The sequence below is a fragment of the Saccharopolyspora sp. NPDC050642 genome (assembly GCF_040654735.1).
GTDB lineage: Bacteria > Actinomycetota > Actinomycetes > Mycobacteriales > Pseudonocardiaceae > Saccharopolyspora > Saccharopolyspora elongata.
The window spans coordinates 18,995-43,790 of sequence record NZ_JBFAIN010000056.1; the positions used below are offsets into that span (position 1 = coordinate 18,995).

21 protein-coding genes and 1 pseudogene are annotated in these 24,796 nt (G+C 71.2%); 15 read left to right on the forward strand and 7 right to left on the reverse strand.

All coding sequences use genetic code 11. The features are described 5' to 3' along the window. The first annotated feature begins 136 nt into the window (after nt 1-136). The 6 genes from cmk (at nt 137) to AB0H93_RS41315 (ending at nt 5,701) form a co-directional block, all read left to right on the forward strand. Nucleotides 137-868: a (d)CMP kinase gene (gene cmk, locus AB0H93_RS41290; protein WP_358581698.1), complete on the forward strand. Its 732-nt coding sequence runs from the start codon at nt 137-139 to the stop codon at nt 866-868. After that, nucleotides 865-1,539, forward strand: a complete 675-nt coding sequence (locus tag AB0H93_RS41295; RefSeq protein WP_358581701.1) for a lysophospholipid acyltransferase family protein — start codon at nt 865-867, stop codon at nt 1,537-1,539. Before cmk ends, AB0H93_RS41295 begins: the two co-directional genes overlap by 4 nt. Further along, nucleotides 1,536-2,966: a ribosome biogenesis GTPase Der gene (gene der, locus AB0H93_RS41300; protein ID WP_358581703.1), complete on the forward strand. Its 1,431-nt coding sequence runs from the start codon at nt 1,536-1,538 to the stop codon at nt 2,964-2,966. The genes AB0H93_RS41295 and der overlap by 4 nt, the downstream gene beginning before the upstream one ends. 89 nt (nt 2,967-3,055) lie before the next feature. Beyond that, entirely contained in the window at nt 3,056-3,727 is a 672-nt protein-coding gene (locus tag AB0H93_RS41305) for a response regulator transcription factor (RefSeq protein ID WP_358581750.1), read from the forward strand. Beyond that, entirely contained in the window at nt 3,724-4,812 is a 1,089-nt protein-coding gene (locus tag AB0H93_RS41310) for a histidine kinase (RefSeq protein ID WP_358581706.1), read from the forward strand. Before AB0H93_RS41305 ends, AB0H93_RS41310 begins: the two co-directional genes overlap by 4 nt. Before the next feature lie 55 nt (nt 4,813-4,867). Then, nucleotides 4,868-5,701, forward strand: coding sequence for an aldo/keto reductase (locus AB0H93_RS41315; protein WP_358581709.1), 834 nt, complete (start codon nt 4,868-4,870; stop codon nt 5,699-5,701). Here AB0H93_RS41315 and AB0H93_RS41320 read toward each other — a convergent pair. Next, entirely contained in the window at nt 5,698-7,761 is a 2,064-nt protein-coding gene (locus tag AB0H93_RS41320) for a prolyl oligopeptidase family serine peptidase (protein ID WP_358581711.1), read from the reverse strand. The two genes, AB0H93_RS41315 and AB0H93_RS41320, sit on opposite strands and share 4 nt — an antisense overlap. 199 nt (nt 7,762-7,960) lie before the next feature. On the opposite strand from AB0H93_RS41320, the gene AB0H93_RS41325 reads away from it, so the two are divergent. The 3 genes and pseudogenes from AB0H93_RS41325 to AB0H93_RS41335 form a co-directional block, all read left to right on the forward strand. Beyond that, entirely contained in the window at nt 7,961-8,944 is a 984-nt protein-coding gene (locus AB0H93_RS41325) for a glycosyltransferase family 2 protein (RefSeq protein WP_358581714.1), read from the forward strand. Next, nucleotides 8,944-11,427 carry a GtrA family protein gene (locus AB0H93_RS41330; protein WP_358581716.1) on the forward strand — a complete coding sequence of 828 codons (2,484 nt, stop codon included), beginning with the start codon at nt 8,944-8,946 and terminating at the stop codon, nt 11,425-11,427. Before AB0H93_RS41325 ends, AB0H93_RS41330 begins: the two co-directional genes overlap by 1 nt. Further along, nucleotides 11,424-12,083 (forward strand): annotated as a pseudogene (locus AB0H93_RS41335) (PIG-L family deacetylase); the annotation flags it as partial. The gene AB0H93_RS41330 and the pseudogene AB0H93_RS41335, both read left to right, overlap by 4 nt. Nucleotides 12,084-12,374: 291 nt before the next feature. Here AB0H93_RS41335 and AB0H93_RS41340 read toward each other — a convergent pair. The 3 genes from AB0H93_RS41340 to AB0H93_RS41350 form a co-directional block, all read right to left on the reverse strand. Further along, a complete protein-coding gene (locus tag AB0H93_RS41340; RefSeq protein ID WP_358581718.1) occupies nt 12,375-13,106 on the reverse strand; it encodes a hypothetical protein in 732 nt (243 codons plus the stop codon). Nucleotides 13,107-13,154: 48 nt separating this feature from the next. Further along, on the reverse strand, nt 13,155-14,519 hold the full coding sequence (locus tag AB0H93_RS41345; protein WP_358581721.1) for an MFS transporter: 1,365 nt from the start codon (nt 14,517-14,519) through the stop codon (nt 13,155-13,157). Nucleotides 14,520-14,675: 156 nt separating this feature from the next. Beyond that, on the reverse strand, nt 14,676-15,464 hold the full coding sequence (locus AB0H93_RS41350; protein WP_358581723.1) for a DeoR/GlpR family DNA-binding transcription regulator: 789 nt from the start codon (nt 15,462-15,464) through the stop codon (nt 14,676-14,678). Nucleotides 15,465-15,596: 132 nt separating this feature from the next. On the opposite strand from AB0H93_RS41350, the gene AB0H93_RS41355 reads away from it, so the two are divergent. The 6 genes from AB0H93_RS41355 to AB0H93_RS41380 are packed head-to-tail and all read left to right on the forward strand — an operon-like array spanning nt 15,597 to nt 21,798. After that, complete coding sequence (locus AB0H93_RS41355; protein WP_358581726.1) at nt 15,597-16,295, forward strand: HAD family phosphatase; 699 nt, start codon at nt 15,597-15,599, stop codon at nt 16,293-16,295. 48 nt (nt 16,296-16,343) lie between these two features. Further along, nucleotides 16,344-17,402, forward strand: a complete 1,059-nt coding sequence (locus tag AB0H93_RS41360) for a 2-hydroxyacid dehydrogenase (RefSeq protein ID WP_358581728.1) — start codon at nt 16,344-16,346, stop codon at nt 17,400-17,402. Then, complete coding sequence (locus AB0H93_RS41365) at nt 17,399-18,862, forward strand: FGGY-family carbohydrate kinase (protein WP_358581730.1); 1,464 nt, start codon at nt 17,399-17,401, stop codon at nt 18,860-18,862. Before AB0H93_RS41360 ends, AB0H93_RS41365 begins: the two co-directional genes overlap by 4 nt. Nucleotides 18,863-18,892: 30 nt before the next feature. After that, complete coding sequence (locus AB0H93_RS41370) at nt 18,893-20,656, forward strand: dihydroxyacetone kinase family protein (RefSeq protein ID WP_358581732.1); 1,764 nt, start codon at nt 18,893-18,895, stop codon at nt 20,654-20,656. Then, nucleotides 20,653-21,144, forward strand: coding sequence for a ribose-5-phosphate isomerase (locus tag AB0H93_RS41375; RefSeq protein WP_358581735.1), 492 nt, complete (start codon nt 20,653-20,655; stop codon nt 21,142-21,144). The genes AB0H93_RS41370 and AB0H93_RS41375 overlap by 4 nt, the downstream gene beginning before the upstream one ends. 12 nt (nt 21,145-21,156) lie before the next feature. Further along, nucleotides 21,157-21,798, forward strand: coding sequence for a class II aldolase/adducin family protein (locus AB0H93_RS41380; RefSeq protein WP_358581737.1), 642 nt, complete (start codon nt 21,157-21,159; stop codon nt 21,796-21,798). Nucleotides 21,799-21,847: 49 nt separating this feature from the next. Here AB0H93_RS41380 and AB0H93_RS41385 read toward each other — a convergent pair whose 3' ends face one another. The 3 genes from AB0H93_RS41385 to AB0H93_RS41395 all read right to left on the reverse strand — a co-directional run. Next, nucleotides 21,848-22,771 (reverse strand): RNA polymerase sigma-70 factor, encoded by a 924-nt coding sequence (locus AB0H93_RS41385; RefSeq protein WP_358581739.1) that lies wholly within the window; start codon nt 22,769-22,771, stop codon nt 21,848-21,850. Between the two features lie 29 nt (nt 22,772-22,800). Next, a complete protein-coding gene (locus AB0H93_RS41390) occupies nt 22,801-23,274 on the reverse strand; it encodes a carboxymuconolactone decarboxylase family protein (protein ID WP_358581741.1) in 474 nt (157 codons plus the stop codon). Nucleotides 23,275-23,485: 211 nt separating this feature from the next. Further along, the coding region (locus tag AB0H93_RS41395; protein WP_358581743.1) for a DUF222 domain-containing protein at nt 23,486-24,796 on the reverse strand (1,311 nt) is incomplete at its 5' end.

Consider the following 24,796-nt stretch of genomic DNA (forward strand, 5'->3'; position numbering starts at 1 on the left):
GTATTAGGAGATCTTTCGCATTTGTCCCGCGGTCCGGATGGATCTGGACGCGATTGGGATGCGCGGCGGCGGACCAGGCAGAATGGACGGTTGGTCCGGCCGGTGCCGGGCCGATCGGTTCCGGCTCGGGAAGGACATGCACGTGGCACACGCCAGGCTCCGCGGTGTGGTGGCGCTCGACGGCCCTTCGGGCACCGGCAAGTCGACGGTGTCCCGGAAGTTGGCGTCCGCGTTGGGGGCGACCTACCTCGACACCGGCGCGATGTACCGGGCCGCGACGCTGGCCGTGCTGCGCGCGGAGGTCGAGCCGTCGGATTCGGCCGAGGTGGCGCGGGTGGTGCGGGCGGCGGCGCTGATCGTGGGCACCGACCCGGAGCAGCCGTCGGTGTCGCTGGACGGCGCGGACGTGGGGCAGGAGATCCGCGGCCCGGAGGTGACCGGTGCGGTGTCGGCGGTGTCGGCGGTCGCCGAGGTTCGCGAGCAGCTGGTCGCCCAGCAGCGGCGGCTGATCGGCGAGGCGTTGGAGTCGCCGGGCGGCATGGTCGTGGAGGGCCGGGACATCGGCACCGTGGTGGTGCCGGATGCGGGTCTGAAGGTCTACCTGACGGCTTCCGCGCACGCCCGCGCGCAGCGCCGCACGGCGCAGGACGTGTCCGAGGGGCGTGCCGGCGACCTGGACCGCACGCACGCCGACGTGCAGCGCCGGGACGCGCTGGACTCCGGGCGGAAGGTCGCGCCGCTGCGGAAGGCCGACGACGCGGTGGAGCTGGACACCACGGATCTGGGCGTGGTGGAGGTGCTCGAGCAGCTGCACAAGCACGTGGAGAGCCGCGGCCTGCTGGCCGGGGCGGAGCGGACGACACCATGAGCGACGAGACCCTGCCCGAGGGCGCGACCGGCGGCTTGCACCGGTTCGGCCAGTGGATTTCGCGGCGGATCGTGCGGTTGCCGTACCGGGTGCGGATCCACGGTGCGGAGCGGATTCCGCGCACCGGGCCGGTCGTGCTGGTGGCCAACCACAGTTCGATGGCGGACGGGCCGCTGCTGTTCGGAATGATCCCGCGCAACGCGGTGTTCCTGATCAAGCAGGAGATGTTCCGCGGGCCGCTGGGCTGGTTCCTGCGCCGCATCGGGCAGATCGGGGTGCGCCGCGGCGAACCCGACCGCACGCCGCTGCTGGCGGCGGTGCGGGTGCTGCGGGCCGGCGGGCTGGTCGGGGTGTTCCCGGAGGGCACCCGCGGCGATGGCGACGTCGCGAACGCGCAGCACGGGGCGGCGTGGTTGGCGCGGGCGTCGGAGGCGCAGGTCCTGCCGGTGGCCTGCCGGGGCACGCGTCGTCCGGAGGGCGCGGGCCGTAGGCTGCTACCCAGGATCGACGTGTTGTTCGGGGAGCCGATCACGCTGCCGGCGGGCAAGGGCCGCACCGGGCTGGTCGTGGCGACCGAGGCGGTGCGCACCGAACTGGTCGAGCTGATCGCCGAGTTGGATCGGCTGGTCGCGGACCAGGACCAAGACTATTCGAGAGGGAAACGAGCGTGACCGACGAGTCGGTGGAAGGCCTGGACGGCACGTGGTCCGACGAGGCCGAGTGGGCTGAGTTCGACGAGGTCGAAGCGCCCGAGGGCGAGGCGCCGCCGAAGCCGCAGCCGGTGCTGGCCGTGGTCGGCCGCCCGAACGTGGGCAAGTCGACGCTGGTGAACCGGCTGCTGGGCCGCCGGGAAGCCGTCGTGCAGGACGTCCCGGGCGTGACCCGGGACCGGGTGGCCTACGACGCGCTGTGGAACGGGCGCCGCTTCACGCTGGTCGACACCGGTGGGTGGGAGCCGGACGCCAAGGGCCTGCAGGCGTCGGTGGCGGCGCAGGCGGAGCTGGCCATGCACACCGCGGACGCGGTGCTGCTGGTGGTGGATGCCCGGGTCGGCGCGACCGAGACGGAAGAGGCCGTGGCGCGGGTGCTGCGCCGGTCCAAGCGGCCGGTGCTGCTGGCCGCGAACAAGGTCGACGACCAGCGCGGCGTCTCCGACGTGCATTCGCTGTGGTCGCTGGGGCTGGGCGAGCCGAGGCCGGTCAGCGCGCTGCACGGGAGCGGTTCCGGTGACCTGCTGGACGCCGTGCTGGACGCGTTCCCGGAGACGCCGCGCGAGATCTACGGCGCGACGGGCGGGCCGCGGCGGGTCGCGTTGGTCGGCAAGCCGAACGTGGGCAAGTCGAGCCTGCTCAACAAGCTGACCGGGGAAGAGCGGTCGGTGGTGCACGACGTCGCGGGCACCACCGTGGACCCGGTGGACTCGCTGGTGGAGCTCGACGGCGAGGTGTGGCGGTTCGTCGACACCGCGGGGCTGCGCAAGCGCGTGAAGACCGCCAGCGGCACCGAGTACTACGCGTCGCTGCGCACCAAGGCGGCCATCGAGGCGGCCGAGGTGGCGATCATGCTCATCGATGCTTCGGAGCCGTTGAGCGAGCAGGACCTGCGGGTGCTCACCATGGTCGTGGAGGCCGGGCGGGCGCTGGTGATCGCCTACAACAAGTGGGACCTGGTCGACGAGGACCGCCGCCACCAGCTGGAGAAGGAGATCGACCGCGAGCTGGTGCGGGTGCGGTGGGCCGAGCGGGTCAACGTGTCGGCCAAGACCGGCCGGGCGGTGGCGAAGCTGGCGCCGACGCTGCGCACCGCGCTGGAGTCGTGGGACACCCGGATCTCGACCGGCCGGTTGAACGGCTGGCTTTCGGAGCTGGTCGCGGCCAACCCGCCGCCGGTGCGCGGCGGCCGGCAGCCCAAGATCCTGTTCGCCACGCAGGCGCAGTCGCGGCCGCCGACGATCGTGCTGTTCACCACCGGGTTCCTGGAGGCCGGGTACCGGCGGTTCCTGGAGCGCAAGTTCCGCGAGACGTTCGGGTTCGTGGGCAGTCCGGTGCGGATCTCGGTGCGGGTGCGGGAGCGCAAGGCCAAGGGCGGTCGTCGCTGATCATCGTGCGCTCGGGTGGCGTGCGCGCTGCGTTCACGCTGTCCCGATAATCTGCTGGCGGCGCTCGGAGCAGGGGAGGTGACCGAGTGGTGCGGGCTGAGGACGGCGGGGGGCCGATCCGCGTCGTGCTGGCCGATGACGAGGCCATGCTGCGGCGTGGCCTGCGGGTGTTGTTGGAGGCCGACGGCACGATCCGGGTGGTCGCCGAGGCGGGCAACGGCGATGAGTTGCTGGCGGCGGTGCGCGCGCACCGGGTGGACGTCGCGCTGATCGACGTGCAGATGCCCGGCAAGGACGGGTTGACGGCGTTGCGGACGTTGACGGCGTTGGCGGACCCGCCGGCGGCGGCGGTGTTGACGACGTTCGACCTGGACGACTACGTGGCCGATGCCCTGCGGTTCGGGGCGCGCGGGTTCCTGCTCAAGGACGCCGAGCCGGCGATGCTGGCTCGGGCGGTGCACGACTTGGCGGCGGGCGGGGCGGTGCTGGATCCGCGGATCACGGCGCGGCTGCTGCCGAGGTTCCGCAGTGCGACCGACAACGCGCACGAGATGCAGCTGGTGCGGGGGTTGTCCGGGCGGGAGCGGCAGGTGCTCCAGCTGTTGGCCGATGGCCGGTCGAACGCCGACATCGGGGTTCGGCTCGGGCTGACCGAGGCGACGGTGAAGAGCTACGTGTCGACGGTGTTGAGCAAGCTCGGTGCGCAGAACCGGGTGCAGGCCGCGTTGATCGCGCAGCGCGTGGCGGGCGACTTCCGGTGAGTTCGGGGCGCTGGCTGCGGCTCGGTGCCGAGGCTTTGGCCGTCGGGATTCCGGCGGCTGCGGTGCTGGCCGCGCCGGATCCGTTCGGGTACGCGGTGGTGTCCGGGTTGGTGGCTGCCGCGTTGTTGCCGTTGCGGCTGTGGTCGCCGTGGGTCTCGGTGTTGTTGTGCATGCCCGCGTTGGCCGGTGGCCTGGGGTGGCCGGCGACGGTCGTGGCTCTGTACGCGTTGGGGCGTGCGCGGCCTCGGGTGTCGACGTTGGTCGCGGGGGTTCTGCTGGCCACGGTGGTCGCGGTGACCCCGGTGCTGATCACGCAGTCGCTCGGGGCGGGTTCGATCGTCCTGACCTTTGCTTTCGTGCTGGCGGCCGCTGGTGCGCCGACCGCGTTGGGGATGTTGGTGTCGCTGCGGCAGCAGCTGGCCGACAGCCTGCGGCGTCTGGAGGCGGCTACTGCGGCGGAGCTGCGGGCGAAGGACGAGACGGCGCGTGCGGAGGAGCGGGCCCGGATCGCGCGGGAGATCCACGACGCGGTCGGGCATCACGTCACCCTGATCGCGGTGGAGTCGGCCGCGTTGGCGGCGACCACTGGTGACCCCGCCGCGCAGGAGACCGCGGGCCGGTTGCGCGGGTTGGCGAAGCAGGCGCTGGACGAGATGCGCGCGACGCTGGGGCTGGGCACGGCGGGGCAGCAGGTCGGGTTGGACAAGATCCCGGACCTGGTGGTGCGGGCGCGCGCCGCCGGTGTGGACGTGGAGTTGTCTTCCCAGCTCAGCGAGCCGCACGGGGTGCCGGCGGCGGTGGAGCGGGCCGCGTACCGGGTGGTTCAGGAGGCGCTGACGAATGCCTCCAAGCACGCGCCGGGCGCCGGGATCAAGGTGAGCCTGCTGTGCCGCGGGGGTTCGTTGCACATCGCCGTCAGCAACGGTGCTCCTGATCGTGCGCTACCGGCCGTCGAGGCCGGTAGCAGCGGGTCCGGGCTGGCGGGTTTGTCGGAGCGGGTGCAGATGGCGGGTGGGCGGCTGGACGCCGGGCCGTCCGCGGACGGCGGCTTCGAGCTGGTGGCCGTGCTGCCGCAGCAGCGCTGATCCGTATTCTTGGCCGCACGCCCGGCTTTGATCCACCACCTGGAACGGAGTGTGCATGCGAGGCCTACGACTGCCCGGCGGGCAGGAGCTGCCGGTGCTGGGGCAGGGCACCTGGGGCATGGGCGAGCGGCGCGCGCAACGCGCGGCGGAGGTGGCTGCGCTGCGGCGCGGCCTGGACCTCGGCCTGGGGCTGATCGATACCGCCGAGATGTACGGCAGCGGCGGCGCAGAGGAGGTCGTCGGTGCCGCGATCGCGGGGCGCCGCGACGAGGTTTTCCTGGTCAGCAAGGTGTATCCGCACAACGCGGGGCGTCGCGACGCCGTCGCCGCGTGCGAGCGCAGCCTGCGGCGGCTGGGCACCGATCACCTGGATCTGTACCTGCTGCACTGGCGCGGCAGCACGCCGTTGGCGGAGACGCTGGACGCGTTCGAGCAGCTGCGCGCCGACGGCAAGGTCCGGCATTTCGGGGTGAGCAATTTCGGTCCCGGGGACATGTCGGAGCTGTTCGAGGGCGAACTCGGCCGGCGGTCCGCCACGAACCAGGTGCTCTACAACCTCACCCGGCGCGGCATCGAGCTCGACCTGCTGCCGTGGTGCCGGGAGCAGGGGTTGCCGGTGATGGCGTACTCGCCGATCGAGCAGGGGCGGCTGCTGGGCGAGCCGGCGTTGCGGCGGGTCGCCGAGCGGCATTCGGTGACTCCGGCGCAGATCGCGATCGCCTGGGTGCTGGCGCAGGACGGCGTGTGCGCGATCCCGAAGGCGGCCACCGTGGCGCACGTGGAGCAGAACCGGGCGGCGCTGGACATCGAGTTGTCGGCGGCCGATCTCGCCGAGCTCGACGCGGGCTTCCCAGCGCCACCGCATCCGGTTCCGCTGGAAATCCTCTAGCGCGCCAGCGATTTGCGCAGGAAGTCCACCTGGAGCAGCAGCAGGTTCTCGCTGGTGGTCTCCTCGGTGGGCATGTGGCTGACGCCCGCCAGCGGTAGCACGTTGTGCGGGCGGGCCGACGCGGTCAACGCGGCCGAGAGCCGGAGTGCGTGGGCCAGGATGACGTTGTCGTCCACGGTGCCGTGCACGATCAGCATCGGGCGTTCGAGGTTGCCCGCGTCGGCCAGCAGCGAGTTCTCCACGTACGCCTTGGGAACCTCGTTGGGGTCGCCCAGGTAGCGCTCGGTGTAGTGGGTGTCGTACAGCCGCCAGTCGACGACTCCGGCACCCACCACGGCGGCGTGGAAGACGTCCGGGCGGCGCAGCACGGCCAGCGCGGCGAGGTAGCCGCCGAAGGACCAGCCGCGGATGGCGACCCGGTCGAGGTCGAGCTCGGGGTGCTGCGCGGCGGCCGCGTGCAGAGCGTCGACCTGGTCCTGCAGGGTCGGGCCGGCGAGGTCGCCGGCGATCGCGCGGTCCCAGTCGGGGCCGCGGCCGGCCATGCCCCGGCCGTCGGTGACCAGCACCGCGAAGCCCTGGTCGGCGAACCACTGCGAGGTCAGGTAGCCCTGGCGGCGGGAGAGCACGCGCTGCGCGTGCGGGCCGCCGTAGGGATCGAGCAGCACCGGCAGGGGGCCGTCGGCCGGGTCGTAGCCGGTGGGCAGCAGCAGGGCGCTGCACAGCTCGCGATCGCCGAGGCGGAGGAGCGTGACGTTGAGGTCGACGGCGGGGTCTTCGGCCAGGTTCTCGATCTCGGCGATCTCGCGCCCGTCGAGGTGCACCCGCACCCGGGTGCGCGGTTCGTCCATTGTGGACGTTGCGACGACGAGCACGTCGCCGCAACGAGTTCCGGTGTGGACGCCGGGCTGCTCGGTGATCCGCTCGGCGCCGTCGGCGGTGACGCGGTAGAGGTGCACCTGGGTCGGGTCCTGCTCCGAGGCGGAGATCAGGACGTCGTCGTCGCCGACGTCGAGGATGCCCCGCACCTGCAGGGGCGCGGCGGTCCACGGCTGGTCGCCGACCACCAGGCGGTACGCGCCGTCGCCCGGGCTGATGCGCACCAGCCGGCCGTCCGGGGTCCAGGCGGGCCAGCCGGGCTTGATGTCCACCCAGTGCGGGTCGGTGTCGCGGTGCACCTCGGTGGTGCACCCGGTGGCCGGGTCGACGGCCAGCACGAGCTGGGTGCGCTGGTCGCGGGTCTGCACCGAGATCAGCGGGGCGCCGTGCCCGGACCAGTGCGCGGTGACGAGGTACGGGAAGGCCTGGCGGTCCCATTCGACGTCCACCCGGTTGCCGTCGAGGTCGAGGACGGCCAGCGACACGTCGGCGTTGGCGGTGCCGGCCGCCGGGTAGCGCATGGCGGTCGGCTCGCTCAGCGGGGCGGACGGGTCGCCGAGGTACAGGTGCTGGACCGGGGATTCGTCGACGCGGGCCGCCAGCAGCCGGGAACCGTCGGGCGACCACCAGTAGCCGCGGTGGCGGTCCATCTCCTCGGCGGCGATGAACTCCGCGGCGCCCCAGGTGATGTCAGCGCCGTCGGGTTCGGCGAGCGCGCGGTCACCGGAACCGTCCACATCGATCATCCGCAGCTGACCGCCGGAGAGGTAGGCGATCCGGCGCCCGTCGCGGTCGGGCCGGGGGTCGGCGACCGGCTGGCGGGCGGGCAGCTCGCGGGCGTCGCCGGTCGCGACGTCGACGACGAACAGCCGGCCGGAGATGGTGAAGGCGGCCAGGTTCCCGTCGCCGTCGGTGGCGTAGCCGGTGATGCCCAGGGCGCGTTCGCGCGCTCGTTCGCGGCGGGCCTGCTCTTCGGGCGAGACCTCGTCGGCCACCCGCAGCGCGGCCGGGTCGGCGAGCATCCGCTCCCGGCCGGTTCTGGTGTCCAGCGCCCAGAGGGCGTTGCTGCGTTCGGTGCCGCCTGCGGATCGCAGGAACAGCACGGTGGCACCGGCGGTGAAGTTCCGCGGCGCGCCGAGGGTGAAGCCCTGGGTGCGGGCGCTGCGGCGGGGAAACGAGGCCATGCGGCCAGCCTGCCATTTCCGGCGCGTGATTGCGCGATCGGGTGGCCATGTGGCGAAAAGCCGCCCCGGGCGGATTATTCGCCGGTGTGTCGGTAGGGGGCGCGGCGCGCCCCGGACCCTACGGTCGGCGCCGATTCGTTTGGCCCACAGCGGCTTCCCGGTTCCTGCGGGAGTCGATCGACCTGGGATGAGACCTGCCATGTACCTCTCGATGGTGGTGCCGTGCTTCAACGAGGAGCACGGCCTGCAACGGTTGCACGACGCGCTGGTCGCGGCGCTGTCCGGGCGCGTCCGGGATTACGAGGTGATCCTGGTCGACGACGGCAGCACCGACCAGACGCTGCGCGAAGCGCGCCGGCTGGCGGCGCTGAACCCGCGCTTCCGCTACGTGTCGCTGAGCCGCAACTTCGGGAAGGAAGCGGCGATGCTGTGCGGTTTGCGGCATGCGCGGGGCGGCCGGGTGGCGCTGCTGGACGCCGATCTGCAGCATCCGCCGCGGCTGCTGCGGCGGATGCTGGCGCTGCTGGATTCCGGCTACGACCAGGTCGTCGCCCGCCGCGGCCGCGACGGTGAGAACCGCGTCCGGTCGGCACTGTCCAAGATGTACTACTGGGCGTGCCGGCGGCTCGTGGACGTGCGATTGCAGGACGGTGTCGGGGATTTCCGGGTGCTGTCGCGGCGGGCCGTGGACGCGGTGCTGTCGTTGCCGGAGTACCACCGGTTCTCCAAGGGGTTGTTCGCCTGGATCGGTTTCGACACGGCGTACGTGTCGTTCCGGAACGTGCCGCGGGGCGGCGGCGGTTCGAGGTGGACCTTCGGCGCGCTGGTGAACTACGGCATCGACGGGCTGACCTCGTTCAACAGCAGGCCGCTCCGGCTGTCGATCTACCTGGGCGTGCTGGTGGCGCTGCTGGCCGGCGGCTACGTGCTCTTCGTCGTGGCGAACACCATTGTGGACGGTGTGCACGTGCCCGGTTACGCGACGTTGCTCGCCGGTGTGCTCGGGCTGGGCGGGTTGCAGCTGCTGTTCCTCGGGGTGCTCGGGGAGTACCTGGGCAAGAGCTACTTCGAGGCCAAGCGGCGGCCGCACTACCTCGTCAAGGAGTCGAGCCCGGAGTTCCACCCGCGGGCGCGTGCGCACCGGTTGCGCCCGGCCGCCGATCTGGCGTTGCAGGGGGAGTGATGTGGCGCGAGGCAAGCAGATCGGAGTTCGCGCGGTTCGCGCTCGTCGGCGGCGTGAACACGGCCGTGCATTGCACCGCCTACCTGGCGTTGTTGCTGCTGGTTCCGTACCTGGTGGCGCATCTGGTCGCGACGGCGGTGGCGACGCTGTGCTCGTACCTGCTCAACTGCCGGTTCACCTTCGGGGTGGTGCCGAACCGGCGGAGCCTGCTGCTGTTCCCGCTGTCCAACCTGGCCGTGATCGGGTTGAGCACCGCCGTTGTCGTGGTTTCGGTGGGGGTGTTCGGCGTCGATTCGAGGTTCGCTCCGGTCGCGGCGGGTCTGGTCGTGGTGCCCGTGACGTTCCTGCTGAGCAGGGCGGCGCTCACCAGCGGACCGCGTCGCCGCGAACGGCGTGTCGACTGGCGGGGTGCGGTCGGTGTCGGGGCGGCCGTCGCGGTGCTGGGCCAGGTCCCGGTGCTGGTGAACCCGTCGTTCTACTTCTGGGACGACAGCGCGGCGCAGTTCCTCCCGATGTGGCACCGGCTGGGCGAGCGGCTGCTGGCCGGGGACTGGCCGCTGGGGCTGGACGTCGACTCGTGGATGGGCGGGAACCTGGCCGCTGAGGCGCTGTTCGGGATCTGGAATCCGGTGCACCTGCTGGATTTCCTGCTGGTGGTGTGGATCGGCGATCTCGCGGTCGGTGCGGCGGTGGTGAAGACGCAGTTCCTCGTCACGCTCGGCGTCGGGACGTTCCTGCTCTGCCGCGGTTACGGGGCGACGCGCGGGATCGCGTCGGTGCTCGCGGTGGCGCTGCCGGTGTCCGGGTTCGTGCTGTACTTCCAGGCCGCGACCTGGGCGGGCGGGCTCATGGGCTTCGCGTGGCTGCCGTGGGCGTGGTGGGCGTTGCGGCGGCGGAGGCCTGCTTTCGGGGCGTGGCTGCTGTGCTACCTGTGCGTGTCCGCCGGTGATCCCTACGGTGTGCTGGCGTTGGGCGTGATCTTCGCCGGGCTGCTGGCCGAAACCGGCCGGGACCGGCCGCGCGTCCGGCGATTGGTGCTGGTGGGAGTGGCCGTCGCGGCGAGCCTGCCGCTGGTGTTCTTGCCGGTGCTGGCGGCATCGGCGGTGGGGTGGCGGTCCGGGCACGAGCTGTTCAACATCGGCCGACTGGTGCCGGGCATCGGTGATCTGCTGACCGCGAGCATGCCCTCGTTCGTGCCGCAGATCCTGTCCTTCGGCACCTTCCGGATGTCGGTGCCCGCCACCTACTTCGCGTGGTTCGCCGTCCCGCTGCTGGCCTGGCTGGACTGGCGGTCCGCCGGAGCGCTGTGGCGCCGCTGCCGGTGCGCGGTGGTGGTGGCGGGCTGCTACTTCCTGCTGTGCCTGGGGCCGTCCAACGTGTGGCTGTTCCGGTGGCCGCTGCGGCACGTTGCGGTGCTGCACCTGGCGTTGGCGGTGCTGCTCGCCGTGGCGCTGTCGCGGGGTTTGCGCACCGACCACTTCAAGGTGCGGCTGGCGTGTTCCGCGGGATCTGTTCTGCTGGGCGGCTATCTCGCGTTCGCGGCGTGGCCCTCGCTGGCACCGAAGCACCTCGTGTCGCTGGGCGTGATCGTCGTGCTGCTCGCCGTCGTGGTGCACCGCAAGCGGTTGGTCGCCGCGGTACTGCACCTCGGCACGGTCTGCGCGCTTGCGCTGCAGATGGCCTGGTTCCCGGCGAACCGGGATGTCGCCGTCTACAACTTCCCGACCTCCGTCGCCGAACTCCGGTCCCGCTACGCGGAATTCCGCAGCGGCACGCTGGTGCAGATCGCCGACCGCGACCTGATCCCGCCCGACGACGTCGCCTCCCGGAGCGCGTGGCGGCACCTGCTGTTCGGCAACATGCACGCGGCCGCCGGGGTCGCGAGCCTGGTGTCCTACACCGGAATCGGCCACGACGCCCTGCACCGCCGGCTCTGCCTGAGCTACTACGGGGCCACCTGCCCGCAGGCCTACGACCGGTTGTGGGATGGGCTGGCCGACCGGCTCAAGGCGACGCACGTCGTGGTGCAGCGCCGCCTCCGCGAGGTGACCGAAGCACCGGCGGGCTGGCGGATCGCCCGGCGGAACAGCGATGTCGTTGTGCTGGAACGGGAATCGGCCCTGCCCTGGCCGCGCGGGCGGTTGAGCGCCAGCCGCGGCGTGGAGGTCCTCGACGACCTGCAGCACGGGCAGCGCAGCGAGACCGTGCGGTTCGGCCGCACCGGTGATCGGGCGGAGCTGGTCTTCGCGCGCCTGGCCTGGCCCGGATATCAGGCCACAGTGGACGGACGCCGCGTGCCGGTTGAGGGCACCGAAGCGGGGCTGCTCGTGGTGCGCCTGCCACCCGGTCTGCCCGGCGGCACGCTCGCGCTGTCCTGGAGCTCACCCGGATTCGCCCTGCACCTCCTGCTGGCGTGCGCGGGAGCGCTGCTCGCGATGGTGCTGACCGTCGTCCCGCTGAGCGCGAGGAGGCAGCCGCGATGAGAGGACTTGCCGCCGCGATCGCGGTGCTGCTGATAGCGCTGCTCGTCGATCCCGCCGCTGCCGCGCAGGCGCGTTCCCACCTGCAGGTGGTGGCGCACCCCGACGACGACATCCTGTTCATGAACCCGGACCTGGCCATCTCGATCCGCTCCGGCGCGACCGTGACGACGGTGTTCCTGACGGCGGGGGAGAGCGATGTGCGGCCCGCCGCGCGGTATGCCGCGCAGCGGCAGGCCGGGGCGCGGGCGGCGTTCGCGGCGATGGCCGGAGCTCCCGACGCCTGGGACCATGCCGGGCTGACGCTGCCCGGCGGCCGTCAGGCCGAGGTGCAGACCTTGCGCGATCGGCCGCGGGTGCGGCTGGTGTTCTTGAACCTGCCCGACGACAACGATCCGCACGCCACGGGAGGAAAGCACGCGCTGACCCGGCTCTGGCACGACTCGACGGCCAGGGTCGAGACGCTGCGACCGGAAGGTTCGGTGCTGGCGGGAACCAGCTTCTACGACCGCGCCTCGGTGCTCGATGCGCTGGCTCGGCTCCATCGGCGGTTCGCTCCCGGCATCGTGCGGACCCACGATCCCGAGCCGGACGCCCGGTACCAGCCGCAGTGGGGAAGCCACCACGATCATCCGGACCACGTGATGACCGCGCGATTCGCCGAGCTCGCGATGCGATCCGCCGGATCGGCGCACCTGGTCCACTACCGCGACTACAACATCGCGGATGCGCCGCCGAACCTGCCCGGGGAGATCGTCGACGACAAGCGTGCGATCTTCGCGCGCTACGCGGAGCACGACGCCGAGGTGAGCATGGCGGAGCCCTATGCGACGTGGCTGCGAAGCATGCGTCCCCGCTGGCCGTGGAGCGCGAACTGGGCCACGACCGGCCGGGATGGCGGGCTCTCGTACGCCTACGTGCGAGGTGGGATTCTCCTCGAAGGCAACGAATCAGGTGAGTCTGTTGTGGACACGTCGGGTTTCGTGCCGCGAGAGGGGTCGGTGGGGTTCGCGGATCCGGATACGTTCGTGATCCAGGACCGCACCGGCAAGATCCTGCTTCGCAACGGGCCGAACCGCTGGAAGGACCTCGGCGCCCCGTCGGCCGGGCCACCGGCGGCCGTCACAACCCCGGAGGGCAGGACCCTGGTCGCGGTCCGCAACGCGCGCGGCGGCGTGAGCACGCGGTTCGCCGATCAGGCGGCCTGGACGGACCTCGGCGGCACCGGAGTCGTCGACACCGTTTCGGTGCTGCTGACCGGAACCGAGGAGGTGCACGTCTTCGCCACCGCGCGAGCCGGGCTGCTGCACTGGCGGCTCGACGGCTCCGGCGGCCGGCTCGTCGCGCCGCCGGAAGCGCACCGACCGGCCGGGTCCGTTGCCGTTGCGCGCGGCCGCCAGTCGTTCGCGGCGTTCCGCGAGGCCGCGACCGGGCGGCTGGTCGTGCTCGGCGAACACACGGGATGGTCGCCGGTAGCGTCGATCGACGCCGCCGCCACGTCCGATCCCGCGCTCGCCGTGCTGGACGGCGACATCCCGATCGTCGCGGCCCGCGACGCCGAAGGCCGGATCGCGGTGCTCGGCACCACCACGACCGTCCTCCCCGGCCGGATCGCCGGGCCGCTCGCGTTCACCCCGGGCGGTCGCCACCTGGTCGCGCTCAGCGACGACGGCCGAATGCACGTGAGCCCGCGTCCTCGGGACGCGGGCTCACGACGACGACGGCGGACCTTACGCGGAGGACCGGGCCGTCGCGACGTGCTGCGCAGCTCGCTGCGCCAGCTTCTGCTCGCCGGGGTCGCAGCCGTCCTTGACCTTCAGGCTCAGGAACGCCACCAGGATGTAGAGCACGCTGAACGCGATGGCCACCCCGCCGCCGCCGACCAGCGGGAACAGGATCGTGACCACGACCGGGCCGACGAACGCCGCGCCGCCGGCACCGAAGTTCAGGATCGCCAGGGCCGAACCCTTGTCCTTGGGCGAGACCATCGACGGCATCAGCGCCGACAGCGGGACGAACCCGGCCAGCAGGATGCCGTAGACGACGCCGAAGGTGGCGGTCACCGCGAAGCTCTGGGTGGACACGGCGGTGAAGTACCACAGCGGGGTCGCGATGGCGCAGCCCACGCAGCCGAACCAGGTGATCGTGCGGCGCCAGCCGAAGCGGTCGCCGAACACGCCGAAGAACAGGTTCGCGGCGATGTTCGCGCCGTAGCTGATCGACGCGAGCGTGGCCAGCTGCGGCGCGGTGAGGAAGCCACCGCCCGGCGTGGCCGGGCCGAGCACGAACGGGAACATCGCGAAGAAGCCGTACTGCGGCGCGGTGTTGACGATGCGGATCAGGCCACCGGCCAGGGTGCGGCGGTCGCGCCAGAGGATGTCCACGCCCTCGCCCAGCCGCTTGAGGCTGCGCGGGTTGGCGACCGTCTCGTCGGCGATCGGCTTGAGGCCGTGCTCCTCGCGGACCGCGAAGCTACCGATGAGCACACCGATCAGGACCACCACCAGCGACAGCACCAGAGTGCCGTGCTGGCTCAGGCCGAACACGCCGATGGAGACCGCGGCCACCGCCGCGCCCAGGGTCGGCAGACCACCGGTGAAGGCGAACCAGAACCACCCGGCGACCGAACCGCGCATCTTGGTGGGGCTGGCGATCTGCGCCCACACCAGGAACGCGAACGCGAACAGCGGGTAGGCGAAGCCGCGGATGCCGTAGGTGGCGACGATGAACGTCGGGTTCTGCGAGGGCAGCGCCACGAACAGGAACAGGGCCTCGAACACGACCCACCAGGCGCCACCGAGCCACATGACCCGGCGCGGGCCCCAGATGGAGGAGAGCGTCCCGGAGAACCACGCGGCGATCATGGCCGCGACGCCGTAGAGCGTGACCGTGGCGAACGCCGCGGTAGCGCCGGGCAGTCCGCCGCCCTCGGGTTGCTGCAGGTAGTCCGACAGGAAGGTGGTCTCCACGCCGTCGCCGATCATGAAGATCAGCACGGCGATGAAGCCCCAGAAGAGCTGTTTGGGGATACCGATGCGGTCGAGTCTGCTGGCCGGCCGCAACGACTCGGCATCCGCAGAGGTCTGTTGGGACATCACTGTCTCCAAGGAATCGGAACTTCCCGGTGGTGCGCGGCTAGGACGCGCCCCCGGTCGACGGGTGCTGGCTATCATGCACCTTGTTCAGTTTAACGCGCAAGACGTTAATTCATTTGCAATCTAGTGTGAAGATCAACAGCGTCGCTGGTCCGCTCACTCCACCGGCGACAGCCGGACGTCGGTCTCCTCGCGCATCTCCTCGACCAGCGCCGAGTCCAGTTCGCCCGCCAGCAGCACGTGGTCGAAGGCGCGCACCGGCGCGAACTGGTGCAGCGCCGAGCGGGCCACCTTGCTGGCGTCCATCATCAGCACCTTGGTCGTCGCGCTGGCCAGCATCGCCCGCTTGACCAGCACGATCTCCTGCTCCTGGTGGTAGGTCAGCCGCGCGTTCATCGCCGAGGTGGACAGGAACACGATGTCCACCGAGAAGGTGCTGATCATCTCCTGGCAGGGCAGGCCGAGGTAGGAGTCGTGGGTGCGGGAGTACTCGCCGCCCAGGCCGATCAGCCGGATGTCCGGCACGTCGCGCAGCGCCTCCTGGACCTGGCGGTAGTTGCTGACCACGGTCAGCGGGCCGACCTCGGGCAGCAGCCTGGCCAGCGCGAGCGCGGTGGTCGAGTCGTCCAGCATCACCGACATGCCGGGCGTGATGAACTGCAGCGCGTCCTTGGCCAGCGCTTCCTTCTCGACGGTGTGGGTGTGCAGCCGGAAGTCCGAGCTGCTCTCGAACACCGTGGACGGCTGGGCGGAGACGCCGCCGTGGTACTTGCGCAGCAGGCCCCGGGTGACCAGGTCGTCGAGGTCGCGGTGCACCGTCATCAGGCTGACGCCGGTCAGCTCGGACAGTTCCGCGGCGCTGGCGAACCCCTGCCCGACCACGTGGTCGATGATCTTCTGCTGCCGCAGGAGCCGGGCGGACTGCTTCTTCGGTGCGGACGACATGCGGCCATCTTGCCCCGTGGTGCGGAGCACGTGCCGCCGGACGTCACGGACTCGCGGAAGTATCACTCTGAGGGTGACACTTAACGTCAATCATGTTAATTTGACCGTGTCAGTGTTTGGCGGGAGGTAAAGATGACCCAGCCCGAAGGGCCGAACGGCACCCACCGCGCGGTCGTGTTCGACATGGACGGCGTCCTGGTCGAGAGCGAGCACCTGTGGGAGCGGATGTGGGCGAAGTTCGCCGCCGCTCGCGGCAAGACCTGGACGGTGGAGCAGACCCGGCAGGTGCAGGGCATGAGCGCCCCCGAGTGGTCGGCCTTCCTGGCCGACTTCAGCGCGGCCCCCGAGTCCGCGGTGGAGACCGAGCGCATCGTCGTCGACGACATGATCGCCGCGCTCGACGGCGGTGAGATCGAGCTGCTGCCCGGCGCCGAGAAGATGGTCACCGAGGTCGCCGCGCGCGCCCCGATCGCGCTCGCCTCGTCCGCGCCGCGCCGGCTCATCGACGCGGTCCTGGACCGCCACGGCCTGATCAAGCACTTCACGGCGACGGTCTCCAGCGCCGAGGTGCCCAAGGGCAAGCCCAGCCCCGACGTGTACCTCTCCGCCGCGGAGAAGCTCGGCCAGGACTCGCGGCACTGCCTGGCGGTCGAGGACTCCAGCAACGGGTTGCGCGCCGCGGCCGCAGCGGGGATGACTGTGGTGGCCATTCCCAACTCCGACTACCCGCCGGCCGAAGACGCCCTGGCCGGGGCCAGCTACATCGCCACCGACCTGGACGACGTCCGGGCGCGCCTGGTGAGCGGACTGCCCGAACCGGTCGGCAGCTGACGACCGCGGCAGCCGAGCTCACCGAAAGCAAGAGACAAAGGAGTCCTCATGACCAGCGTTCTGGCCGCAGGTGACCACTTCGTCGCTCCCGAGGTGTTCGTCGACGCCCTGCGCAACAGCGCCGGCGCGCACGACCTGCAGTTCAGCACCCTGAAGCTGCCGTGGCCCATCGAGCCGTTCGGCCCGGTCGGCAACGTCCACGAGGCCAGCGGCACCGAGCAGCAGCTGCTCGACGCGCTCGGCGGCGTGGAGATCGTCGCCACCCAGATGGCGCCGTTCACCGCGGACGTGCTGGCCAACAGCCCGCAGCTGAAGTTCGTCGGCGTCTGCCGCGGCGGCCCGGTGAACGTGGACCTGCAGGCCGCCACCGACAACGGCGTGATCGTCAGCTACGCGCCCGGCCGCAACGCCGCCGCGGCCGCCGAGTTCGCGGTCGGCCTGACCCTCGCCGCGCTGCGCCGCATCCCCGGCTCCGACGCCGAGCTCAAGGCGGGCAAGTGGCGCGGCGACTACTACGCCTACGAGAACGCCGGCATCGAGTTGGAAGGCTCCACCGTCGGCCTGGTCGGTTACGGCGCGATCGGCAAGATCGTGGCCCGGGTGCTGAAGGCCTTCGGCGCGCACGTGCTGGTGTCCGACCCGTTCGTCAAGGCCGAGGACGCCGCCAACGACGGCGTCGAGCTCGTCGAGCTGGAGGCGCTGCTGCGGCGCAGCTCCGTGGTCAGCCTGCACGCGCGGCTCACCCCGGAGACCAAGAACCTGCTCAACGCCGACAACCTCAAGCTGCTGCCGGAAGGCGCGGTGCTGATCAACTCCGCGCGCGGCGGGCTGCTCGACTACGCGCCGCTGCCGGAGCTGCTGAAGTCCGGCCGCCTCGGCGCCCTGGCGGTGGACGTCTACGACATCGAACCGCCGCCGCGCGACTGGCCGCTGTTCGACGCGCCGAACGTCATCACCACGCCGCACCTGGCCGGGGCGACCCGCCAGACCGCGCACCGCGCCGCCGAGATCGTCGCCGGCGAGGTCGCCCGCTTCCTGGGCGGAGAGCGGCCGCGCTTCGTCGCCAACCCGGACGTGCTGGCCAAGTTCGAAGGCCTGCGGCCATGATCATCGGGGTGGACGTCGGCACGTCGGTGACCAAGGCGTCGCTGATCAACCGCGACGGCACGGCGCTGGTCACGCACAGCAAGCGCAGCACGCTGCACCGGCAGTCCGGTGGCCGGGTCGAGCAGGACCTCGAAGAGGTCATCGGCTCGGTCGTCCAGGTGGTGCGCGAGGTCGCCGCGGCGGCCGAGCAGGTCGGCGAGCCGATCGAGGCGCTGGCCATCACCGGCCAGGGCGACGGGCTGTGGCTGCGCGACCACCAGGGGCAGCAGGTCGGCCCGGCCATCTCGTGGCTGGACGCCCGCGCCGCGGACGTGCTGGACCGCTGGGAATCCTCCGGCGTGCAGCGGAAGGTGTACGGGCTGACCGGGTCGGGGATGTTCCCCGGCTCGGCCGGTCCGCTGCTGGCGCACCTGGCCGAACACGCCCCGGAGCGGCTGGAGCGCGCCGCGGTCGCCGGCTACTGCGTGGACGCGATCGTGCAGCGCTTCACCGGCGAGATCACGGTGGACGCCTCCGACGCGTCGCTGCCGTTCCTGGAGGTGCCGAACCGCAGCTACTCGCAGGAAGCGCTGCAGGCCTGCGGCATTGAGGAGTACCGGCGGCTGCTGGCCGAACCGGCCCCGCCGAACAAGCTGTTCGCGCTGGACGGCAAGAGCGCCAAGGACCTGGGGCTGCCCGCCGGGCTGCCGGTGTCGGCGGGCCCGTTCGACCTGCCCGCCTGCGCGTTCGGCTCCGGCGTCAGCAATGTCGGCGACGGCAGTCTGGTGATCGGCACGACGCTGGGCTGCCAGGTGCTGCGCGACGAGGTCGTCATCGACCCGGACGGCGAGGTCGCGGGCATGTGGCTGGCGACGCCGCTGCCGGACCGGTACCTGCGGGTGATGCCCGCGATGGTCGGCACCGCCAACCTGGACTGGGTGCTGGGCATGGTCGGCGCCGGCGTGGACCAGCTGGAAACGTTGCTGGGCAACAGCAAACCCGGTGCCGGCGGCGTGTCGGCGCTGTCGTTCCTGTCCAGCTCCGGCGAACGCGCCCCGTTCGTCGAGCCGTACGCCCGCGGCCAGTTCACCGGGCTGTCGCTGGAAACCACGCAGTCCGACCTGGTGCGCGCGATGTGCGAGGCGGTGGCCTACGCGGCGCGGCACAACCTGGAGACCGCGGGCCTGACCGGCGAGGTCTCGGCGTGCGGTGGCGGCGCGCGATCGGCGGCGTGGAGCCAGATCTTCGCCGACGTGCTGGGCCGGCCGCTGCACGTGCCCTACGAGGAAGGTGTCGGCGCGCGCGGCGCGGCGATGACCGCGTGGGACTCGCTAGGTGAGCCGGTGGACCGGGCTAAGTGGGCCGCGGCGCGGCGCACCGTGGTGCCGCACCCGAACGCCGTGGAGTTCTACGAGCGCGGCTACCGCGAGTACCTGGAATCGATCGACCGCGCCCGCCCGTTGTGGGGCGCGACCTCCTGACCTGCAAGACATGGCGCTGAGGAGCAGCAGATGACGCGCTTGTACGACGATCCCGCGTCGTTCACCGAGGACATGGTGACCGGTTTCGTGGCGGCGCACCCCGATTACGTCCGGCAGGTGCCGGGTGGCGTGGTGCGGGCGAAACGCGCGCGGCAGGGCAAGGTCGCCGTGGTCACCGGCGGCGGCTCCGGGCACTACCCGGCGTTCTGCGGGGTGGTCGGCCCGGGCTTCGCCGACGGCTCGGTCATCGGCAACATCTTCACCTCGCCGTCGGCCGACGACGCCTACTCGGTGGGCCGTGCGGTCGACCGCGGTGCCGGGGTGGTGTTCTCGTTCGGCAACTACGCCGGCGACAACATGAACTTCGGGCTGGCGGTGGAACGCCTGGAACGCGACGGGATCCGCGCGCACAACGTGGTGGTGACCGACGACGTGGCCAGCGCCCCGGCGTCGGAGCAGACCAAGCGCCGCGGCGTGGTCGGCGACTTCGTGGTGTTCAAGGTCGCCTCGGCGGCGGCCGAGGAGGGCTACTCCTTCGACGAGGTGGTGCGGGTCGCCGAGCATGCGAACGCGCGCACCCGCAGCCTCGGCGTGGCCTTCGACGGCTGCACGCTGCCGGGCCAGGACCAGCCGCTGTTCGAGGTGCCCGAGGGCCGGATGGGGCTCGGGCTCGGCATCCACGGCGAGCCCGGCGTTTCCGAGCGCGACCTGCCTTCGGCGTCGGAGCTGGCGAAGATCCTCGTCGACGGCCTGCTCGCGGAGGCCCCGGAGACCGGTGCGGCGAAGCCGAGGGTGACGGCGATCCTCAACGGGCTCGGCGCCACCAAGTACGAGGAACTGTTCGTGGTCTGGGGCACCGTGTCCCGGCTGCTGGCAGAGGCGGGCGTGGAGGTCGTCGCGCCCGAGGTGGGCGAGCTGGTGACCAGCCTGGACATGGCCGGTTGCTCGCTGACCCTGACCTGGCTGGACCCGGAGCTGGAGCGGCTGTGGCAGGCGCCGGCCGACACCCCCGCCTACCGCAAGGGGAACGTCGCGTTCGCCGAAGCAGAAGAGTCCGATGTGGACGAAGAGCTGCCGGCGGCACCGGAGAAGGTGACGGTGGTGGCTCCGCCGGAGGGCCAGGCGACGGCGGCGGTCGTGGCGAAGGCCCTGCACGAGGTGGCGGACCTGCTGCACGACAAGGAAGAAGAGCTCGGCCGCCTCGACGCGATCGCGGGCGACGGCGACCACGGCCGCGGCATGACGCGCGGCAGCGCGGCAGCAGTGGCGGCCGCGGACGAGGCCGTGGCGAAGGGCGTCGGCCCGGCCGCGGCGCTGGTTGCGGCGGGCGACGCGTGGGCGGCGAAGGCCGGCGGCACGTCGGGCGTGCTGTGGGGCGCGGCACTGCGGTCGTTCGGCGACCTGCTGCCGGATCACCGCGCGGCCATGGCCAACGACCTGACCGCGGGCGCCTCGGCGGCTCTCGCGGCGGTGCAGCGCCTGGGCCGGGCGGAGCTCGGCGACAAGACGCTGGTGGACGCGCTGGTGCCGTTCGTGGAGGAGCTGCGCGCAGCCGTCGAGGCGGGTGCGACCGGCACCGAGGCGTGGCAGCAGGCCGCGAAGGCGGCGACGAAGGCAGCCGAGAGCACCGCGGAGCTTCGGCCCCGCACCGGGCGCGCGAGGCCGCTGGCCGAGCGCAGCGTCGGAACCCCGGACCCGGGCGCGACGTCGCTGGCGCTCGCGCTCACCCGGATCGGGACGGTACTCGCCGGCGGTGCTGGGCTCGCCGGGAACGGGAAGGATGGCGAGAAGTGACTGAGCAGGCGCCGCTGCGCATCGTGGTCGGCTCCGACGACGCGGGGCTGCAGTACAAGGAAGCGCTGAAGAAGGACCTGGAGAGCGATCCCCGGGTGGCCGGCGTGGTGGACGTGGGCGTCGGCTCGGACGAGCACACCGCCTACCCGCACGTGGCGGTCAACGCGGCACGGCTGGTCGCCGAGGGCGAAGCGGACCGGGCGCTGCTGGTGTGCGGCACCGGGCTCGGCGTGGCGATCAGCGCGAACAAGGTGCCGGGCATCCGGGCCGTCACCGCGCACGACAGCTACTCGGTGGAGCGGTCGGTGCTCAGCAACAATGCCCAGGTGCTGTGCTTCGGCCAGCGCGTGGTCGGCTTGGAGCTGGCCCGGAAGCTGGCGTCGGAGTGGCTGGAGCACCGGTTCGACGAGTCTTCGCCGTCGGCGGAGAAGGTCGCCGCGATCAAGGGCTACGAGTCGGCGTCGGAATCGTCCGGCGCCACCTGCTGAACGAGGGATGAAGTGAGCAGTTCGCGTTTGGCCGAGCAACGGCGCGAGGTCATCGAGATCGCCCGGCGGATGACGTCGGACCGGCTGGTGGTCGGCACGTCCGGGAACGTGTCGGTCCGCAGCGGCGATCTGGTGGCGGTGACACCGTCCGGCGTCGACTACGACAAGCTGACGGTGGCCGACATCCCGCTGGTGGACCTCACCGGCGAGGTGGTGGAGGGAGACCTCAAGCCGACGTCGGAACTGCCGATGCACCTCGCGGCATATCAGCGGCACGACGCCGGGGCAGTGGTGCACACGCATTCGCTGAACGCGACGGCGTTGTCGTTGCTGCGCAACGACGTTCCGGCGGTGCACTACCAGCTCGCGGACTTCGGCGGCACCGTGCAGGTGGCGGAGTACGCCACGTTCGGCAGCGACCAGCTGGCCGAGACGATGTCCAAGGCGCTGGAAGGACGCGCCGGGTGCATCCTCCGGAACCACGGAACGATCACCATCGGTGCGAGCCTGTCGCAGGCTTACAACAGGGCGCGGCAGCTGGAGTGGCTGTGCGAACTCTGGCTGACCGCGAGCCGAGCGGGCGAACCGAGCCTGCTCAGCGACGCGGAACTCGCGCGCTGCGCGGAACTGTTCGCGGGCTACGGCCAGAAGTAGCACGGAGTTCGATGTCGCGGGCCGCGCACCGGCGCGGCCCGCGACATCGTCATTTCCGGCCCCGACGGACCTGCTTCACCTCGCGGTCGACGGCCCAGGCGTCGCCGACCGGCCCGATGTGGCCGAGCTTGTCGGGGTTGATCACGCTGCGGATGGCCTGGATCTGCCCGTCGAGCACATCGAGGACCATGGCGTGCAGGATCTTGCCGTCCCGGTCGCGGAAGATGGCGCCGGGCTGGCCGTTGACCTCGCGCGGCTCGAACATCACGTCGATCTGGATCAGCCAGGGGAAGACGGTGCCCAGCACCCGGGCCACGTTCTCGGCACCGACAACGGCCCGGGCCAGCTGCGGGGCCTTCCCGCCGCCGTCCCCGACCAAATGCACGTCGGCGGCCAGCAGGCTCTGCAGCGAGCCCACATCGCCGTCCTTCAACGCGTCGAAGAACCGCGTCGCCAACTCCTGCCGCTCCTGCCGATCGGCCGCGAACCGTGGCCGCCCGGCCTCCATATGACGTCGCGCCCGCACCAGCAGCTGCCGGCACGCCGACTCCGAGCGCCCCACCGCCGCAGCGATGTCGTCGAATCCGAAGGCGAACACGTCCCGAAGCACGAACACCGCCCGCTCCAGCGGGCTGAGCCGCTCCAACAGCAGAAGCGCCGCCATCGACACCGAGTCGGCCAGCTCAGCCGCCCGGCCCGGATCCTGGTAGGGATCGCTGAGCAACGGCTCGGGAAACCAAGGGCCGACGTACTCCTCGCGCCGCACCCGCGCGGAACGCAGCACGTCGATCGCGATCCGCGTCACCGTGGCGGACAGGAAGGCCTTGGTCGACGTGGGCAGGGTCGAGGAGCGGTCGAAGCGCAGCCACGTCTCCTGCACCGCGTCCTCGGCCTCACCGACACTGCTCAGAATCCGATAGGCGATCGAGAACAGCAGCGGCCGCAGCTCTTCGAACTCCTCGACCTTGCTCACGCCGACTCTCCTCCCGTTGAAGCTGACGTTCAGTGGAACTGCCCGGGCACGTAGTCGCCGGCCGGTTGCTGGGTGATGATGTTCAGCCGGTTCACCATGTTCATGAAGGAAACCATGATCACCAGGGCGGTGAGCTGCTCCTCGTCGTAGTGCTTGGCGGCGCGCGCCCACACGTCGTCGCTGACGCCGGTGGCCGCATCCGCGACCCGGGTGCCCTCCTCAGCCAGCTCCAGAGCAGCGCGCTCGGCCTCGGTGAAGACCGTGGCCTCCCGCCACGCCGCGACCAGATTCAGGCGCACCGAGGTCTCACCGGCAACGGCGGCATCCTTCGTGTGCATGTCGATGCAGGCGGCGCACCCGTTGATCTGGCTCACGCGCAGCGCCACCAACTCCTGCGTCGCGGCGGGCAGCGGAGCTTCCTTGAGGGCCTTGCCCGCCGACATGATGTACTTGCTGGCCTTGGCGGCGGTCGTGCTGGCGAGGTAGTTCAGTCGCGCGTCCATGGTGTGCTCCTCCGTGGTCGTCAGTGGCTACACCTCCCGAGACGAGGTGACTCGACTCCCTGTGACATCGCCGAATGTGACCTGCGTCTCTTCTCTGCTGGCGCGTGTGCTTCCCAGGCCTCGGCCTGTCCGGTCGACACCTGGTTCGGTGCTGCACGTGGAGCGACTGCAGGCCGAACTACTCCGACAAGGGCAGCTCCACATCCGGGCGTCACGAATCGCCCGCCGGGCCCCGTGGTGCGGGGATGAGCTCCCGGAGGTACTCGCGGTGTTGGGCGGGTAGCGCTCTGCCGCCTGGTCGTGGTATTCGCCTGGGGTCCACTGTGGATGGTGGGATGAACTTGGGCCGCCCGTCGTGCATGGCGATGTCCCAGCGTTGGTTGTGGAGTGTGCGGTGGTGGTGCGCGCAGAGCATGACCATGTTGTCCAGGTCGGTGGCACCGCCGTCGACCCAGTGTTGGACGTGGTGCGCTTCGGAAGTTCCCGGCGGCCGGTCGCATCCCGGGAACGCGCACACTCCATCGCGCCGGAGCAACGCGGCGCGAATGTGCGTGGGTGCGGTTCGCTTAGCCCTGCCCACATCCAACGGGAGACTGTCACCGTCGAGGACGATCGGCAGGATTTCGGCGTCGCAGGCGATGCGGCGTGCGTTCTGGGCGGTGATGGCGCGTTCGGTGTTCAGTGTGCCGGGCATGCCGTCCTCGCCGATGACCTCCAAGCCCCGCTTGAGGTCCTCGAAGTCGATGGCGATGGTCATCTGCGGCCGCTGTCCACCGGTGCACGGCATTCCGTCGTGGTCCAGCGCCAGATCCAGCAATGCGGCGAACCCGTCCGCGTTCCGCTGCCCCACCGTGCGCGGGTCCTTCTCTCCGTCGATCTCGGGTCGGTGCGCGGCGAGGGGTTGCATGAGCGCGGCGAACTTCGCCCCGGTTTCACGGTCCAGCTTCGCTTTGATGACGGTCATCCCGTCCCGGGTGGTCGCGTAGTACAACTCGCGTGCTTCGTGTTGGGTTTCTTCGTCGCGGTAGGCGCCGTCTTGGTCGAGGAGGTAGCGGATGCGTTCGGCGAGTTTCTCCAACTCCCTCGGCGGCATCGTGCGCGCATACCCGGCGAGAGTTGATTCGACCTCGGCGACCTGGTGGCAGCGGGCGTAGTCGGGCAGGCGTCGGATTCCGTTGACGATGACACGCGCGTGGTCCAGCCCGATCGCACCCTCAGCCAAAGCGGCTGCCGTGTCGGGCAGGTCAGGAGGCATGAGCTCACCGTGGAAGGTTTGCCGGTCCTCGACATTGCGGGCGACTGTGACACGGGTTTTCGCGTCACGCGGGTCGATGTTGAGCAGCCCCTGTAGCCAGACTTGCAGTGATCGGGCGGTGGTGTCGGTGTGGATGGCGCGGTGGTCGGCTTCGGCGATGTATTGCAGCTGTTCCCACATCAGCACCCGCATCTCGGCCTCCAGTTCTTGGATGCGGGTGGCGAGTTCGGTGTCGGTGCAGGACACCGCCGACCACGGACCAACGAG